A 14667-nucleotide genomic window follows, 5' to 3' on the forward strand; every position below is an offset into this window, starting at 1 on the left:
TTGCGGGCACAACCTTCTGGGTGCGAAGTTTTGTAGGCCGCAACGATTAATCATTATCTGCCCAGGGCGGCAGCCATCGGATGGTTCCGTTGACCCGGGCTAAGTGCCCGCGCAAGGGCGGGGCGTTGGGATCGTCGTCGTTCACGCCATTGTGGTACGGACAGGCGATGGTCAAGTTTCGCGGGTTGGTCTCCCCACCATTTTTCCAGGCATTGAGGTGGTGAACCTGGCATTCATCGGCGGGGTAGCGGCACTCCGGCCACGGGCAGACCGGGTTTTCGGCCGCTGCCATCAGGCGTTGCTTTGCAGAAGCAAAGCGCGAGGTGCGGTAGAGGTTTACCGGGCCTTCCACTGGATGAATGAGCGTGACGTAGCCGTGCTCGGTAAAAGCCCGTCGAACCAGCTCAGCGCCGGTCATTGTGGCGCCATTGGTCAGCTGGACCACGACATCGCCGTAAGAGTCAGGGCCTAGGCCAGGGCCAGCAGCGGCATTGGAGCAGGAACCGTCAGGGGAGCCAGAGGCGGAATCGGCGCTGGGCTTCGAGTTTGTGCCGGCTGATGAGCCGACGCGGGCGTTGGAGCTCGAGCCGGGCTGAGGGCTAGTGCTAGAGCCAGGCTTGTTGCCAGTGGCAGACTTGGAGCCAGCGGCCGGTTTGGGGTCGGAGCCGAAATCGACGATGCGATCGAGCTCGTCGAGGCGGAGTACGACATTGGTCGTCACGCTGGGGCGGGCGGCGGCCTCGCCGTGGAAGATATTCTGCACGGAGGCAAGCGGGGCATCTTTATCAATCGCGGCGTGCATATCGGCGATATCGGCGGACGGGCCGGTAATGGACATTGTCCAGGGGCCGTCAGCGCGGCGATAAATCTTCACGCCGGGCTGGCGCTTCACGGGGCCCTTGAGCTCTTTGACGCGGGCGCGGCCCCGCTTATCGATATCCGAGACCTTTCCCTTCATCCCACACAATTCGCGCCGCAGCGCCCAGGCATCGCGCTTCTTCTTCAGCTTGGCGGCGTGGCGCTCGATGGTAAGCAATGCCGTGAGGCTGTGCCCGTTGGAGCGGCTCGCAGCGATGGATTCGCGTTGTTGGCGGCGGAAGGCGGTGGTGCCGAAGTAGGTTTCGGCAAGCGTGAGCAGGCGGGTGGCGGTGGTATCGGGGCACCCGGCCGCAATCAGCGCGCGCACAGACATGCCGTGGCAGTCGGCGATGATATCCATGCCGGGTGCCAGGCCCTTGAGAAATGTCTGCAGCGCGTTCATGCCCCAGAGATTAAAGAGCCTCGCAAGCCCGCGCTAGCCGATGCCCCACCTCCCTGTGGACAACTGCCCTTAAGCGTCACCTAAGCCGAAGAAATCACGGACTTTATCCACAGCATTGAAGGAATCCGTATTTGGTCCTATGCTCGGCGGCGTTTCTTTGCTAGAGGGGATCACGTGCCCGAGGCCCTCCATGGTCCACAGTTCCACGGGAAAGTCGCCGTCGTAGTAGGTGGACGTTATCCCGGGGATGGGCTGGCTTTCGCGGGGCGGGCGGCAGCCATTGGCGAGTGCGAAGTGTTCTGCGGTGGCGGGAGCAGAAAGCACACACCCGCGGGTTTGCTGCCCATCGATGCCGGCTAGCCCGCCATCATAGGGCACAATCGGGTCTTCGGTGCCGTGGATAAAAAGCAGCGGGGTAGGCCGGTAGCCATCGGGGTGGGTGGGCGCGTGGTTGGACCCCTCGCCCAGCGTGGAGGCGAAGACGCAGGCACGGGTGAGGGTAAAGGGGGCATCGTAAAGCAGGCGCAGCACCATCTGCCCGCCGTTGGAATAGCCGGCGGCGAAGGTGCGCGCGGTGGAGTACTCGCGCTGCATGGTCTCGATGAGGAAGGTGCTAAAAGCAACGTCGTCCACCCCGAGCTCCCGGGCGCGGACCGGCAGATCGGCGCGGGTGTCGTTGAAGTGGTGGCCGATGCCGTCGGGGTAGACGACGAGGGTATTGGTGGCATCGGCAAGCGCGTCCACCGTGCCGTTGGTAAAGCGGCGAATGACGTTGGCGGACTGGTGGGAGCCGTGGAAAAACAGCAGTAAGTCCGGCTGGGGCCCGAGCTCCTCGGGCTCGATGACGATGAAGCGGCGGGTGTGGCCAGCCACATCCGCGGTGCGACGATGAATATGCATGCCCGCCGATTTTAGTCGGCGTGGTGGGCCTCTGCGGCGCTGCGATTATCGGCGTGGAAATGCTTGGCCGCTACCTCATCGCGGATAGCGCGCTTGCCCTGCCGCCAGCCGATGAACCGGCACACCAGGTAGATCACAAAAGAAATGGTGGTCACGAAGACGGAGACCGGTAGGCCTGGCGCCAGCGAAAGGATGAAACCGCCCACGGCGGAGACCTCGGCGAAGATGGTGGACCACAGCACCGCGCGCAGGGGCGAGGAGGTGATCTGCACGGCCGCCGCGCCGGGGGTGATAAGCAGCGCCATGACGAGCAGCGAGCCGACGATTTGCACCGACTGCGCCGCGGCGAGGCCGACGAGGACGGCAAAGGCGACAGAGATGGCGCGGGTGGGAACGCCGGCGGCGCGGGCCATATCAGGATCGGCGGAGGCAAAGAGCATGGGGCGCCAGAGGAAGCCGACGGCGGCGACGATGATGACCGTGGTGGCGGCCAGCAGCCACACCGAGGCGGAGGAAACGCCGACGATTTGGCCGGTCAGAAGCGTCATCGCCGTATTGGAATTGCCGGGGTAGAGGTGCAAGAACAGCACCGAGAGGCCCAGGCCAAAGCTCATGACCACGCCGATGGCGCTATCTTGCTGGCCCTTAAAGCCCAGCATGGCCAGGATGATGGCGGCGACGATGGCGCCGGCGACCGCACCGAAGCCCAGGTTGAGGCCGAAGAGCAGCGCCGCGGAGGCACCCATGAGTGCGAGCTCAGAGGTGGCGTGGACGGAAAAGGACATCTGGCGCAGCACGATGAGCGAGGTCATCACGCCAGACAGGATGCCCAGCAACGCAGAGGCGATGAGCGAGGACTGCACGAAGTCCACGCCGAGTAGGTATTGGGTATCTTCCCAGAAGCTAGACAACGATGAGCCTCCCGTCGACGTTTAAGACATTGACCTTGGAACCGTACAGCTCCGAAAGCACCTCGGAGCGCATGACCTCATCCACCGGGCCGAAGGTGTGGCCATTGGGCGCGATGTAGAGGACCTTATCCGTCACCCCGAGCACGGGGTTGATGCCGTGGGTGACAAAGATAATGGAGGTCCCGCGCTCGCGGCGCAGCGAGTCCAGCTTGTTAACCGTGGCGTTTTGCCGGGCGGGGTCGAGGGAGAGGAGGGGCTCATCGGCAAGAATGAGGTCCGGGTCATTGGCCAGGGCCTGGGCCTGGCGGATGAGCTGTTGCTGGCCGCCGGAAAGCTGGCCGACGCGCCGGTCCCGCAGCCCCGTGGCGCCCACCTCTTCCAACAGTTCGTCCACCCGTCCACGGGGTGTGTGCCGGTGCCGGAACACCCCGTGCGCCACGGAGAGCGAGACCAAGTCGCGGGCGCGCAGGGGAAGGTCAGCGGGGAACATGCGCTGCTGGGGGATGAACCCGACCCGGCAGTTGACGTCGACGCGGCCGCTGGTCAGCGTGCGGGTGCCGAGGATGGTGCCCAGCAGGGTGGACTTGCCCACGCCATTGGGGCCTAAAACGGCGATAAACTCGCCGCGGTCCACGGCGAGGTTAAGCTGTGACCACAGCGGGTCTACTGCGGCCTCATGGAATTCAATGAGCACTAGTGCTTCCCCAGCTTGCTCGTGACTTCGTCGTAGTATTCCCAGAACTTCTTGCCGTCCGGCGGAGTTTCGCCGATTTCTACGATATCGACGTCATTGTCCTCTGCGGCGGACTTGATGCGGTTGGCGGTATCGGTTTCGGTCTGGGGGTTGAAGATGAGGAGATCGACCTCGCCATCGTCAATGGCCTTGATGAAGGCGGCAACATCGGCAGTAGCGGGCTCGCCCTCGGAGATGGTGGCCTTGCGGAAGCCCTCGGGGGTGACGTCCTTGGTGTCGGTGTACTTCATCAGGTAATCGGCGATGGGCTCGGTCTGCGCGTAATTCAGGCCATCTGGAAGCTCCTTGAGCTTATCGCGCAGCTGATCCACGTGGGAGTCGATCTTCTCGGTGGTGGCGCCGGCGTCGGAGTATTCCTCGTTGATTTGGTCCGCGATGGAGCCTGCTACCTCCTCCAGGGCGGCGGGGTCGTACCAGATGTGCTCGTTGCCCTCGATATTGGTGACCTTGTCCGGGTCATCCTTGGCGGTGGCCTTCGCGGCATCGATGGTCATGACATCGGGGTCCTCGTCCAGCTTGCCGTGGTCCGTCAGGGGCAGGGCGGAGATGATGTTGTCCTGATCGGCGACGGCCTGGTAAATCCAGGCATCGTAGCCGCCGCCGTTGACCACGAGCATATCGGCGTCATTGGCCTTGGCTACATCGGCCGCGGTGGGCTCGAAGTGGTGTGGGTCGGTGTCATTGCCTTCCACGATGGGTTTTACCTCGATGTCGATGCCGGAGGCGGTATCGGCCACCGCCTGGGCAACATCGGCCCAGATGGATGTGGAGGCGACGATGGAAAGCTTCTTTTCGCCGGAGTCGGATCCGGAGCCAGATCCAGAATCTGCGGAGCACGCGGCGGTGAAAAGGAGGCCACTTGCTGCGAGTAGGGCTGTTGTTGCGCGTAGTGACGTGTGCATACCCTCCAGTGTGCGTTTGCTGGCAATCGTTGTCAATTGAATATGCATTGAAAATCCGGCGCCAAGGCGCAGGGTAAGGTAACAGGCATGGTTAAACGCAGCCCCACCCGGAAGACACTGGCCTCCCTCGCCGCGGAGTTGGGGGTTTCGCGCACAACCGTATCCAATGCCTATAGTCGGCCTGACCAGCTCTCCTCGGCAACGCGCGAGCGCATTTTGGCGGCGGCCAAGGCGCGCGGGTATCCGGGGCCCGATCCCACGGCGCGCAGCCTGCGCACCCGCCGCGCCGGGTCGGTGGGCGTGCTGCTGACCGAGCACCTGTCCTATGCCTTCGAAGACATGGCGTCGGTGGATTTCTTGGCGGGCATGGCGGAGGCATCGGCAGGCGCGCAGACCACGCTGACGCTGATTCCCGCCGGCCCGGAAGGCGAGGCAGAGGCGACCAGCCTGGTGGGTTCGGCCGCGGTCGATGGCTTCGTGGTCTATTCGGTCGCCGCGGGCGATGCCTACCTCGCGGCCGCGCGGGGCCGAGGCCTGCCGCTGGTGGTCTGTGATCAGCCCACGGACGCGGGGCTGCCGTTCGTGGGCATTGATGATCGCGCGGCGATAGCCCCGGCGGCGCGTGCGCTTGTCGATGCCGGACATCGCCACATAGGCATCCTCGCAATCCGCCTGCGCCTGCAGCGCCACGACGGCCCGATTTCCTGGCAGGAAGTCCAGGACGCGGAGATGCACGTGCAGCGCTCGCGGGTGATGGGGGCGCTCGATGTCTTCGCCGAGGCGGGCATCGCGCCCGAGTCCGTGCCCGTGGTCACGCAGCACATTAACGATGCCCATACCACCCGCGCCGCCGCCGAGCTCCTGCTCGAGGCGCACCCGGAGCTGACGGCCGTGTTGTGCACGACCGACTCCATGGCGCTCGGCGTGCTGGCCTATGCCCGCGAGCGGGGGCTCAGCGTGCCAGAGGATTTATCCGTGACCGGCTTTGACGGCATCGATGCGGCGCAGCGCCTCGACCTGGCCACAGTCATCCAGCCCAATAAGGCCAAGGGCGCCGCGGCCGGGCACATGCTGGAAAAGCTCATCGCCGGCGCGACAGATACGGCGGGCGCGGCCCGCGCAAAGGCAGGTGCAGTGTCACGCGGTGTTGACGAGGCGCAGGCGGTGCCGCGGCGAGTGTTGCAGACGCGGTTCGCGCCGGGCAAGTCGGTTACTGCACCGCGGCCGCGCGGGCGGTAGCGAGCTCGGTGAGGAAGTGGGCGACGGCGTCGACATCGGCAAGCTGCACGGCTGCGATGGAATCGCCCTCGCCCACCTTGACGCCCACGTCCGGCGGCTGGTGGAGGGCGCGGAAGCCGTCCTCATCGGTGACATCATCGCCCAAGAAAACCATGGCGGTGGCGCCGGTGCGCTCGCGGAGGGTTTCAAGCCACGTGCCCTTGGTGGCGGTGGTGGCGGAAAACTCGATGACGGATTTGCCGGCAGTGCGCGGGAAACCGGCGGTATCTAGCGCCAAGCCCGCCGCATAGGCGGCCGCGGCCTGCTCCGGGTTCTCCAGCTCGAGCGAGCGCAGGTGCAGCACGCGCTGGAAGGGCTTGACCTCAAGCTCCGCGCCGGGGAAGCGGTCTATGATGCCGCGGATTTCTTCCTCCTTGCGCGCAAGGTGCTCATGCATGGCGGGGGTGAGCTCGGTCTGCTGCCAGGAGGACTCGGCGCCATGGGAGCCGCCGAAGAGGACGGGCTCGCGCAGGGGGCACACGCGCTGCAGGCCCTCTAGGTGGCGCCCGGATAGCACCGCGGCGGTGGTGCGCGGCAGGTGGGCCAATTGGTCGAGGGCGCGGGCGGCATCGGCGTTGATTTCCACGTCATAAATGGCGGTGGCAAACGGAGAAAGCGTGCCGTCAAAATCAGAAACCACGGCGAACTCTTCTGCCGCGGCCAAGGCCTTAATGGTGGTAGAAAGCGTCATGGCATCACATGCTACCCGCGGGAGACCAGCTTGATGGAGGGCGAATCTACCTCATCGGTATCCAATTCCAGGATGAGCTGGTTATTGCTGTTGACGGTGTAGATAAAATCATTATCCGAGCTAATCAGGTTGCGCAGCAGGTTATCGGCCCATACGGAACCGCCCTCGCAGTCCTCATCGGTGTCGTCGTACTTGACCTCATCGAAGTGCAGCTTGTTGCCATCGCTGATATTTTCGCGCTCGTCATCGGCGGTGTAGCTCAGCCGGGCCGCAAGGCGGGTGCAGCCGGTGGTGCCCACCATGGTGGATTCGCCGAAGCTAAATTCCGGCGCGTGGGGAATCGACTCCGGGATGGTAGAGGCCGCGTCGGGCGCGATATTGATGGAGACGACCTGCCACTGCTTGTCCACAATCCGGTCATCGCCCGCAGGCTGCGGGGCATCGTCCTCGGATCCGCAGGCGGTAAGCAGCGTAACGGCGCCCAGCGCGGCCGCTGCAGCGGCGCGTGCGCGGGGGTGGGAAGGAAGCATTAGGAGTCCTTTCCGTGCGGGTCGGTAGCTTGCGAAGCGGTTTCGGTCCGGGTAGTACGCAGGCAGCCCAAAAAGGACTGCGACCACAGCCGCACATCGTGGCTCATGACCTGTTCGTGCATGGTGAACATACGCTGGGTCATGGTGAAGGGGGCATCGGAAAGCGCGCGCACGGCGTTGAGCAGGGCGCGTTTGACGGACTCGATGTCGAAGGGATTGCACAGGTATGCCTCATCGAGCTCCGCGGCGGCGCCGGCGAATTCCGAGAGCACCAGGGAACCAGAACCGTCATCGTGGCAGGCCACGAACTCCTTGGCCACGAGGTTCATGCCGTCCTTAAAGGGCGTGACCAGCATGATATCGGCCATGCGGTAGTAACAGCGCAGCACGTCCTTGGGCACGCCGCGGTGCTGGTAGTGCACCACGGGGTGGCCCATGCGGGAAAAGCGGCCATTGATGCGGCCGACGGCCTCTTCCACCTGAGAGCGGGTGGCCTTGTAGTGGTCGAGGCGCTCGCGCGAGGGCGTGGCCAGCTGCACCAAGGTGACCTCTTCCGGATCCAGGGCGCCGGTTTCCAGGAGCTCTTCGAAGGCGGTCAGGCGCTGCAGGATGCCCTTGGTGTAATCGAGGCGATCCACGCCCAAAATGATGCGCTTGGGGCTGCCCAAATCCTTGCGCAATTGGGCCACGCGGCGTTTATCCTCGTCGCTAAATTGGCCGAAATCCTGCGAGGCAATGGAAATGGGGAACGCGCCCACGCCCACGGTGCGGCCCCCGGGGAGGCTGATATGGGCGGTGACATCGCGGGTGGTGGCTTCCCCGCGCACCTCGAGGCCCTGGCGGCGGGCCAATTCCAAGAAATTGCGGGCATTGGCCTCCAGGTGGAAGCCGATGAGATCGGCGCCCAAGATGCCGCGCACCGTTTCCTCCCGCCAGGGCAGCTGCCGGAAGAGATCGGGGGAGGGGAACGGGATGTGCAGGAAGAACCCGATGGTGAGATCGGGGCGCATTTGCCGCAGGATGCCCGGCAATAATTGCAGCTGATAGTCCTGCACCCAGACCGTCGCGCCTTCTGCGGCTACGTGGGCTACCTCGTCCGCGAAGCGGAGGTTGACCTCGCGGTAGGCATCCCACCAGTCGCGGTCATAGGTCGGGGTGACGATGAGATCGTGGTAGAGCGGCCACAGCGTGGCATTAGAAAAGCCCTCGTAAAAGGCCTCAAAATCGGACTCGCTAAGCTTGACCGGGTGCAATAACACCCCGGCTTCGGTGCGGAAGGGCTCGGGCGCGGCATCGGCGATACCGGGCCACCCCACCCAGCAGCCCTGGTGCGCTTCCAGCACCGGCGAGAGCGCGGTGACCAAGCCGCCGGGCGAGGGCGTCCACGCCTGGCTGCCATCGGCCGCGGTAGTTAAATCTACCGGCAGGCGGTTTGCCACTACTACGAAGTCATTGCCGCGCTCACTCATAGTCCAAGACTAGCTTAAGACTTCTTGGTCGACTTCTTTGTTGCTTTCTTCGTCGACTTCTTGGTGGACTTTTTGGCCGCCTTGGTGGTCTTTTTGGTCGACTTCTTAGTGGACTTCTTCGATGCCTTGGAGGTCGACTTCTTGGTGGCCTTCTTCGTGGATTTCTTCGGCGCGGCATCGGCCTGTTCAGCCAATACCTTCTTGTGCACCAGGCCCTTGGGCTCGACACCCAGCATGGACATCAAGGTCACGCCGTCCAAAAAGTCTTGGGAGTAGGTGGCCACCACGCGGCGGGCGGCGCGGGCGGTTTCCTCTGCCAGGGCAATATCTTGTTCTGCCTGTGGGTGTGTGTCTTGGACCTTGGGTGGCACGGCGAGTCCTCCTGAATGTTGGGAAAGCTATCAGGCTAAATATTGTACGCTACCGGCGGCGTTTAGGGCTCCTCGGGTTCCTCCCCGCCGGGCTTGGTGGATCCGGATTCCTCCGGCGTGGGTGATTTCTGCCCGGGCACCGTATAGGTGGTGCGCTCGGCATCCTGCGGCTGGGCCGGCCACTGGGAACCCGCCGGCCACAAATCCTTCGCGGGAGTGGTCCCCGGCGCGTGCTGTTGCGTGCGAGCCTGTTGCGGTGGCTTAGGCCCCAGTGTGGGCGGCAATTCGGGGCGGTTGACGCGTGGGGCAAAGGGGGACATCGGCACGCGCGGGATGCGCGGGGCCTTGCGCGCCAGGTTCGTTGCCTTATGAAAGGAGAACCGGCCGATGCGCTTGAAAGCGGAGTACGGGCGGAAGTACTTCGGGCGGCGCAAGCGGCGAGCGACGCGCTCGCCAAAGACGACGCCGGCTGCCAGCGCGCCGGAGATGGCCAGCGCGGTGGCTAGGTTGGTAAAGCCGGTAATCATCTGCTCGTTGATGGAGGCGTACATGCCGCGATACAGCATGAGGCCCGGCAGCATGGGCGTATAGCCCACGATCATCGTAATGAGCGGCGGGATGCCCCACCGGCGCGACATCAAACCGCCGGCCAGGCCCACCACGATGGCGGATATACCGGAGGCAATCACCGGGCCAACGCCGAAGGGCACGACCACGAAGTAGTAGAAGACCATACCGGCGGCTGCGGTGAGGCCTGAAAGGGTAATTTCTATCCAATTAGCCCCGCAGGCCAGCGCGAAGGCGGCCGAACCCGTGCCGCCGAGCAGCACCAAAAGCGGAATCTTGTGATAGACCGGCGGCGCCAACGTGCCCATCGGCGGCAGGTCAAAGCCCATGGCGGAGGCCAGCTGGATGCCCACACCCACGCCGGCGATGATCGCGCCCGTGGATAACAGCGCGGAGAAAAAACGCGCGGAAGAGGTGACGGGGGAGCGGGTGATGCCATCGACAAGCGATTGCACCAGCGTCAGCCCCGCCACCAGCACGATGATTCCGGACGCAATAATCTGCGCCGGCGACATATTAATGCCGAAGGCGGCGGCAACGTTATACAAAATCGCGGCCGGGAAGACGGCCAAGAAGCCGCCGACGACGTTTTGATAAAAGGGCGGCAGGCGGTAATTGGCCAACCAGTCATTAAGCCCCATAATCAGCGCGGAGACCACGAAGGCAATGAGACCCACGAGGAGGTCGCCGCCGAGCATCATGGAAATCAGGCCACCCATGCCGCCCCAGCCGAGCATCACCGTGGACGGCTTATATGGCGCCGGCATGCGGTCGATGTCATCCAGGCGCTTTTCCGCCATAGCGGGCGGGACCTTACCGGAGTGGATATCGCGGATGAGCCGGTCTACTTCCGAAAGCTTGGAAAAGTTCACGCCCACATCCGGCACCACGCGAAAGACGTGGAGGTTCTGGCGCTTATCGCCCGTGCCGATCGCGGTGTGGATGGTGATGGTATTCATCAAAATATCCACGTGGCAGTAGTGCAGGCCGTATGACGACGCCGCCAGGTGGACCTGCGCGCGGGCATCCGAGTTGGCGGATCCTGCGCTAATGAGCAGCTCGCCGATGCGCGCGGCAATCTCCATCACGCCCGTAACTTGGGCGGAATCGGTCAGATCGACCGGGGCGAGTGGCGATGGTGGGGGTGCGGCTTTGGCCGCGTCAATGATGGCGACTTGGCCTGCGGATACGCGCAGGCGCTCCCGCATAGCGGACAGTAGTGACACGAAAATAACCCTCGAAAAAGCGGTGGGACACTAGTAATAATTTCAGCCTGAACTCTAACCCTTGTGGGGCGCAAATGCATACAAGGGGGACCGGCTTTCCACTTGGGCGAGGTCCTCGGGTACCATGCAACGAGCGGAAGAAATTCTGCGGTGCTGGAGTGGCGCAATTGGTAGCGCAACGCACTTGTAATGCGTAGGTTGCGAGTTCAAGTCTCGTCTCCAGCTCAAAAAACTACCCCCTAGCTGCATAAACAGTTAGGGGGTAAAAGTTTACAAGTTAGCTAGGTGGCTATTTATCCGCTACTTTGCGCAGTAAGCGCCCCAGACTTCGGGTTATCGCGGAAGCACCAGGCGGTCAGTGCGGCGAAGATGAGGGCCAGGCAGGCGAGCCCGCCGACGGTGAGGAAATACGCCGAATCGTAGGCGGATGCGGCAGCGTCATGCGTAGCCGGCGATGAGAGTGCGTCGGTGCCTTGTGGGACGAGGGCATCGGGAAGCTTGTGCGTCATCAGTAGCGGCATGAGGGAGCCGGTAATGGCGATGGAGAGCAGCGTGCCGAACTCGTAGGACACGGCTTCCACACCAGAGGCCATGCCCGCCCGGTGGGAGGGGGCGGCATTAATGATGGCGGTAGAAGAAACGGACATCGACGAGCCGGCGCCCAAGCCGGTGAGGATGAGGCCGGTAATAAATACCGCGAGGTTATCGGCGCGGTCGGCCCAGATGATGCTCAGCATGCCAACGGACATGCTGAGGAAACCGCCGCTGATGATGGGCAAAAAGCCCACGCGGTGCAAGACGCTGCCGCCCGCAATGGCGGTGGGGATGGCCGCAAGCGCCATGGCGGAGATGAAAAGGCCGGCGTCGAGGGGTGAGAGGGCATCGACAAGCTGCAGCTTTTGGGTGGTTAAAAGCTCAAGGCCCGTAAGGCCAAACATGGCGCCGCCGGCGGTGAGCACGCCGCCGGTAAAGGTGGGTGAGTGGAAGATGTCAAAGGTTAAAAGCGGATCACTAAGTCGGCTTTGCCGGTGTGCAAAGGCTGCGGCGCCGAGCAAGAAAGCGGCAATGGAGCAGACCAGCAGCATGACATTGATTTCGGTGGCCGCCGCCGCAGTCTTAATGGCCAGGACCAGGCTGGACAAGGTGATAAGCGCATAAAACGAGGAGAGGAAATCCCAGTGCTTGTGCGGGTTCGGCAGGTTGGGCGGGCTAAGGAGGAAGGTGAGGATGATGGCGAGGGCCACGATGGGCACGTTGATTAAAAACACCGAGCCCCACCAGAAATGCTCTAGGAGGAATCCGCCCACGGTGGGCCCGGCGGCAGCGCCCACGACGGCGACGGAGCTCCAGATGCCGATGGCTTTATTGCGCTCTACTTCGTTGGGGAAGGTCAGGCGGATAAGCGCCAGGGTGGAAGGCAGCATGATGGCAGCGCCTAAGCCCAATAAGGCCCGGCCGGAAATGAGCAGCCAGGCATTGGGTGAATAAGCCGCAAGGAGGGAGGCGGTGCCGAAGGTGGCCAGGCCAATAAGGAACATCAGGCGGTGGCCAACGCGATCCCCCAACGTGCCGGTGCCTAGGAGCAAACCCGATAAGACCAGCGTATAGGCATTGATGATCCACAATTGCTGCATGTCTGTGGCATACAGCTGCTGCGTTAGCTGCGGCAGTGCCGTATAAAGGATGGAATTATCCAGGCCCACCATGAGCAGCCCCAAGGACACCACGGCAAAGAAGGACCACCGCTGCGCCGGGGTGGAGGGCGCCGCTGCCGCGCGGTGCGGGGGCTTCGTGGCGGTATCAGGTGACTCGATGCTCATCGCTAGAAACCGTAGCGAATCAGTGTGTGATATTTCAGGTTAGTATTGCCTTCCTCACAAGTGGGCGGGCGGTGTGAGTATGTAGGAATTGCTGGACTTTCCTGCATGTTTAGTAGCACAGTGGTACTAGAACAGTTAAAGAGTTAAGGATGATGTTTAAATGGCACGCAATTACGCAGAACAACTTGTTGAGACGCTAGAAAAGCAGGGCGTCGAGCACATTTATGGCCTCGTGGGAGACTCCCTCAACCCGATCGTGGACGCGGTGCGCCGCTCCTCCATTGAATGGATCCACGTGCGCAATGAGGAAGCCGCGGCCTTTGCCGCAGAGGCAGACTCGCTGACCACCGGCAAGCTGGCCGTGTGTGCGGCCTCCTGTGGTCCGGGCAATACTCACCTCATCCAGGGCCTTTATGACGCCAACCGCAATGGCGCCAAGGTGCTGGCCCTGGCATCGCACATTCCTTCCCGCCAGATTGGTTCCCACTTCTTCCAGGAAACCCACCCGGAGCAGATCTTCCAGGAGTGCTCCGGCTACTGCGAAATGGTCATGTCCGGTGACCAGGGCGGGGTAGTGCTCCACCACGCCATCCAGTCCACCATGGCCGGCAATGGCGTATCCGTGCTGGTTATCCCCGGCGACGTTTCTACCGAAGAGGTTGATGATGACACCTTCGTAGAATCCAAGATCTCCACCGGCCGCCCGGTGGTTTACCCGGACCCGGCAGAGGCCGCAGCCCTGACCCAGGCCATCAATGAGGCCGAGTCCGTCGCCTTCTTCGTTGGCGCCGGCGTGAAAAATGCCCGCGAGCAGGTGCTGAAGCTGGCAGAAAAGGTCAAGGCCCCCATCGGCCACGCGCTCGGCGGCAAGATGTATATCCAGTACGATAACCCGTTTGACGTGGGCATGTCCGGCCTGCTTGGCTACGGCGCCGCGCACGAGGCCACCCACGAGGCGGACCTGTTGATCCTCTTGGGCACGGACTTTCCGTATAACGACTTCCTGCCTAAGGGCAACGTGGCGCAGGTGGATATCAACGGCTCCCACATCGGCCGCCGCACCAAGATCTCCTACCCCGTGACTGGCGATGTCGCCGCCACCATCGACAACATCTTGCCGCACGTGGAGGAGAAGAAGGACCGCTCCTTCTTGGATAAGATGCTCAAGAAGCACTACGACAAGCTGGAGCACGTCGTGGAGGCCTATACCTCCAACGTGGAAAAGCACACCCCGATCCACCCTGAGTACATCGCGGACCTCATTGACCAAGAGGCCGACGATGACGCCATCTTCACCGTTGATACCGGCATGTGCAACGTCTGGGGCGCGCGCTACATCACCCCGAATGGCAAGCGCGAGCAGATCGGCTCCTTCCGCCACGGCACCATGGCGAACGCCCTGCCGCAGGCCATCGGCGCGCAGCAGGCCAACCCGGGCCGCCAGGTCATCACCTTCTCTGGCGACGGCGGATTGTCCATGCTCATGGGCGAGCTGCTGACGGTTAAGCTGCACCAGCTGCCGGTCAAGATGTTCGTGTTCAATAACTCCTCGCTGGGCATGGTCAAGCTGGAGATGCTGGTGGGCGGCATCCCGGAGCACGAGACCGACCACGAGTCCGTGGACTTTTCCAAGATCGCAGAAGCCGCTGGCATCAAGACCTTCCGCATCGAGGATCCGAAGCAGGCTCCTAAGCAGATCAAGAAGGCCTTGGCTTATAACGGCCCTGCGCTTATCGATGTCGTCACTGACCCCAACGCCCTTTCCCTGCCACCGACGCTGACCTTCGATCAGCTCCTGGGCTTCTCCAAGGCAGCTACCCGCACCGTCTTCGGCGGCGGCGTGGGCTCCATGCTGTCCATGGCCAAGTCCAACCTGCGCAATATCCCGCGCCCGCAGGACTTTTAAGCCGTAACTTACTTATGGCTTGCTAGCCACGCTTTCTTTTCCTACCCCGGATCTCGTTCCGGGTGGGGAGGGGGAGCGTGG

At 63.0% G+C, this 14667-nt stretch carries 13 protein-coding genes and 1 tRNA gene; 3 read left to right on the forward strand and 11 right to left on the reverse strand.

Features of this window, described 5'->3' with window-relative positions; genetic code table 11:
- Positions 1–46: 46 nt before the first annotated feature.
- The 5 genes from ABRP98_RS02415 to ABRP98_RS02435 form a co-directional block, all read right to left on the reverse strand.
- Positions 47–1261 (reverse strand): HNH endonuclease signature motif containing protein, encoded by a 1215-nt coding sequence (locus tag ABRP98_RS02415; RefSeq protein ID WP_349857254.1) that lies wholly within the window; start codon positions 1259–1261, stop codon positions 47–49.
- Positions 1262–1330: 69 nt separating this feature from the next.
- The gene (locus tag ABRP98_RS02420; protein ID WP_349857256.1) at positions 1331–2161 is read right to left on the reverse strand and encodes a CE1 family esterase; all 831 of its coding nucleotides are present in this window, start codon (positions 2159–2161) and stop codon (positions 1331–1333) included.
- An 11-nt stretch (positions 2162–2172) separates the two neighbouring features.
- Positions 2173–3072, reverse strand: a complete 900-nt coding sequence (locus tag ABRP98_RS02425; protein WP_349857258.1) for a metal ABC transporter permease — start codon at positions 3070–3072, stop codon at positions 2173–2175.
- Positions 3065–3766, reverse strand: a complete 702-nt coding sequence (locus ABRP98_RS02430) for a metal ABC transporter ATP-binding protein (protein ID WP_349857261.1) — start codon at positions 3764–3766, stop codon at positions 3065–3067. The genes ABRP98_RS02425 and ABRP98_RS02430 overlap by 8 nt, the downstream gene beginning before the upstream one ends.
- Positions 3766–4776, reverse strand: a complete 1011-nt coding sequence (locus ABRP98_RS02435) for a metal ABC transporter solute-binding protein, Zn/Mn family (protein WP_502878779.1) — start codon at positions 4774–4776, stop codon at positions 3766–3768. Before ABRP98_RS02435 ends, ABRP98_RS02430 begins: the two co-directional genes overlap by 1 nt.
- A 39-nt stretch (positions 4777–4815) precedes the next feature.
- Here ABRP98_RS02435 and ABRP98_RS02440 point away from each other — a divergent pair, with 39 nt between their 5' ends.
- Complete coding sequence (locus tag ABRP98_RS02440) at positions 4816–5967, forward strand: LacI family DNA-binding transcriptional regulator (protein WP_349857265.1); 1152 nt, start codon at positions 4816–4818, stop codon at positions 5965–5967.
- Here ABRP98_RS02440 and otsB read toward each other — a convergent pair.
- The 5 genes from otsB to thrE form a co-directional block, all read right to left on the reverse strand.
- Entirely contained in the window at positions 5939–6697 is a 759-nt protein-coding gene (otsB, locus tag ABRP98_RS02445; RefSeq protein ID WP_349857268.1) for a trehalose-phosphatase, read from the reverse strand. The genes ABRP98_RS02440 and otsB overlap by 29 nt on opposite strands.
- Before the next feature lie 11 nt (positions 6698–6708).
- On the reverse strand, positions 6709–7227 hold the full coding sequence (locus ABRP98_RS02450; protein WP_349857270.1) for an META domain-containing protein: 519 nt from the start codon (positions 7225–7227) through the stop codon (positions 6709–6711).
- Entirely contained in the window at positions 7227–8696 is a 1470-nt protein-coding gene (locus ABRP98_RS02455; protein ID WP_349857273.1) for an alpha,alpha-trehalose-phosphate synthase (UDP-forming), read from the reverse strand. Before ABRP98_RS02455 ends, ABRP98_RS02450 begins: the two co-directional genes overlap by 1 nt.
- A 14-nt stretch (positions 8697–8710) precedes the next feature.
- The gene (locus tag ABRP98_RS02460; protein WP_023017948.1) at positions 8711–9067 is read right to left on the reverse strand and encodes a hypothetical protein; all 357 of its coding nucleotides are present in this window, start codon (positions 9065–9067) and stop codon (positions 8711–8713) included.
- 62 nt (positions 9068–9129) lie between these two features.
- Positions 9130–10860, reverse strand: coding sequence for a threonine/serine exporter ThrE (gene thrE / locus ABRP98_RS02465; RefSeq protein WP_349857276.1), 1731 nt, complete (start codon positions 10858–10860; stop codon positions 9130–9132).
- Between the two features lie 152 nt (positions 10861–11012).
- Here thrE and ABRP98_RS02470 point away from each other — a divergent pair.
- Positions 11013–11085, forward strand: a tRNA-Thr gene (locus ABRP98_RS02470).
- Between the two features lie 68 nt (positions 11086–11153).
- Here ABRP98_RS02470 and ABRP98_RS02475 read toward each other — a convergent pair.
- Positions 11154–12680 carry an MFS transporter gene (locus ABRP98_RS02475; protein WP_349857278.1) on the reverse strand — a complete coding sequence of 509 codons (1527 nt, stop codon included), beginning with the start codon at positions 12678–12680 and terminating at the stop codon, positions 11154–11156.
- A gap of 160 nt (positions 12681–12840) precedes the next feature.
- Between ABRP98_RS02475 and ABRP98_RS02480 the strand changes: the two genes are divergently transcribed.
- Positions 12841–14586: a pyruvate dehydrogenase gene (locus ABRP98_RS02480; RefSeq protein WP_349857281.1), complete on the forward strand. Its 1746-nt coding sequence runs from the start codon at positions 12841–12843 to the stop codon at positions 14584–14586.
- The last annotated feature ends 81 nt before the right edge of the window (positions 14587–14667 follow it).

The organism is Corynebacterium sp. KPL2838 (genome assembly GCF_040225455.1).
GTDB lineage: Bacteria > Actinomycetota > Actinomycetes > Mycobacteriales > Mycobacteriaceae > Corynebacterium > Corynebacterium rhinophilum.

Coding starts and splice junctions, on each gene's coding strand:
- ABRP98_RS02415 (WP_349857254.1), bottom strand. CDS start 1,261: ATGAACGCGCTGCAGACATTTCTCAAGGGCCTGGCACCCGGCATGGAT.
- ABRP98_RS02420 (WP_349857256.1), bottom strand. CDS start 2,161: ATGCATATTCATCGTCGCACCGCGGATGTGGCTGGCCACACCCGCCGC.
- ABRP98_RS02435 (WP_502878779.1), bottom strand. CDS start 4,776: ATGCATATTCAATTGACAACGATTGCCAGCAAACGCACACTGGAGGGT.
- ABRP98_RS02440 (WP_349857265.1), top strand. CDS start 4,816: ATGGTTAAACGCAGCCCCACCCGGAAGACACTGGCCTCCCTCGCCGCG.
- otsB (WP_349857268.1), bottom strand. CDS start 6,697: ATGACGCTTTCTACCACCATTAAGGCCTTGGCCGCGGCAGAAGAGTTC.
- ABRP98_RS02450 (WP_349857270.1), bottom strand. CDS start 7,227: ATGCTTCCTTCCCACCCCCGCGCACGCGCCGCTGCAGCGGCCGCGCTG.
- ABRP98_RS02455 (WP_349857273.1), bottom strand. CDS start 8,696: ATGAGTGAGCGCGGCAATGACTTCGTAGTAGTGGCAAACCGCCTGCCG.
- ABRP98_RS02475 (WP_349857278.1), bottom strand. CDS start 12,680: ATGAGCATCGAGTCACCTGATACCGCCACGAAGCCCCCGCACCGCGCG.
- ABRP98_RS02480 (WP_349857281.1), top strand. CDS start 12,841: ATGGCACGCAATTACGCAGAACAACTTGTTGAGACGCTAGAAAAGCAG.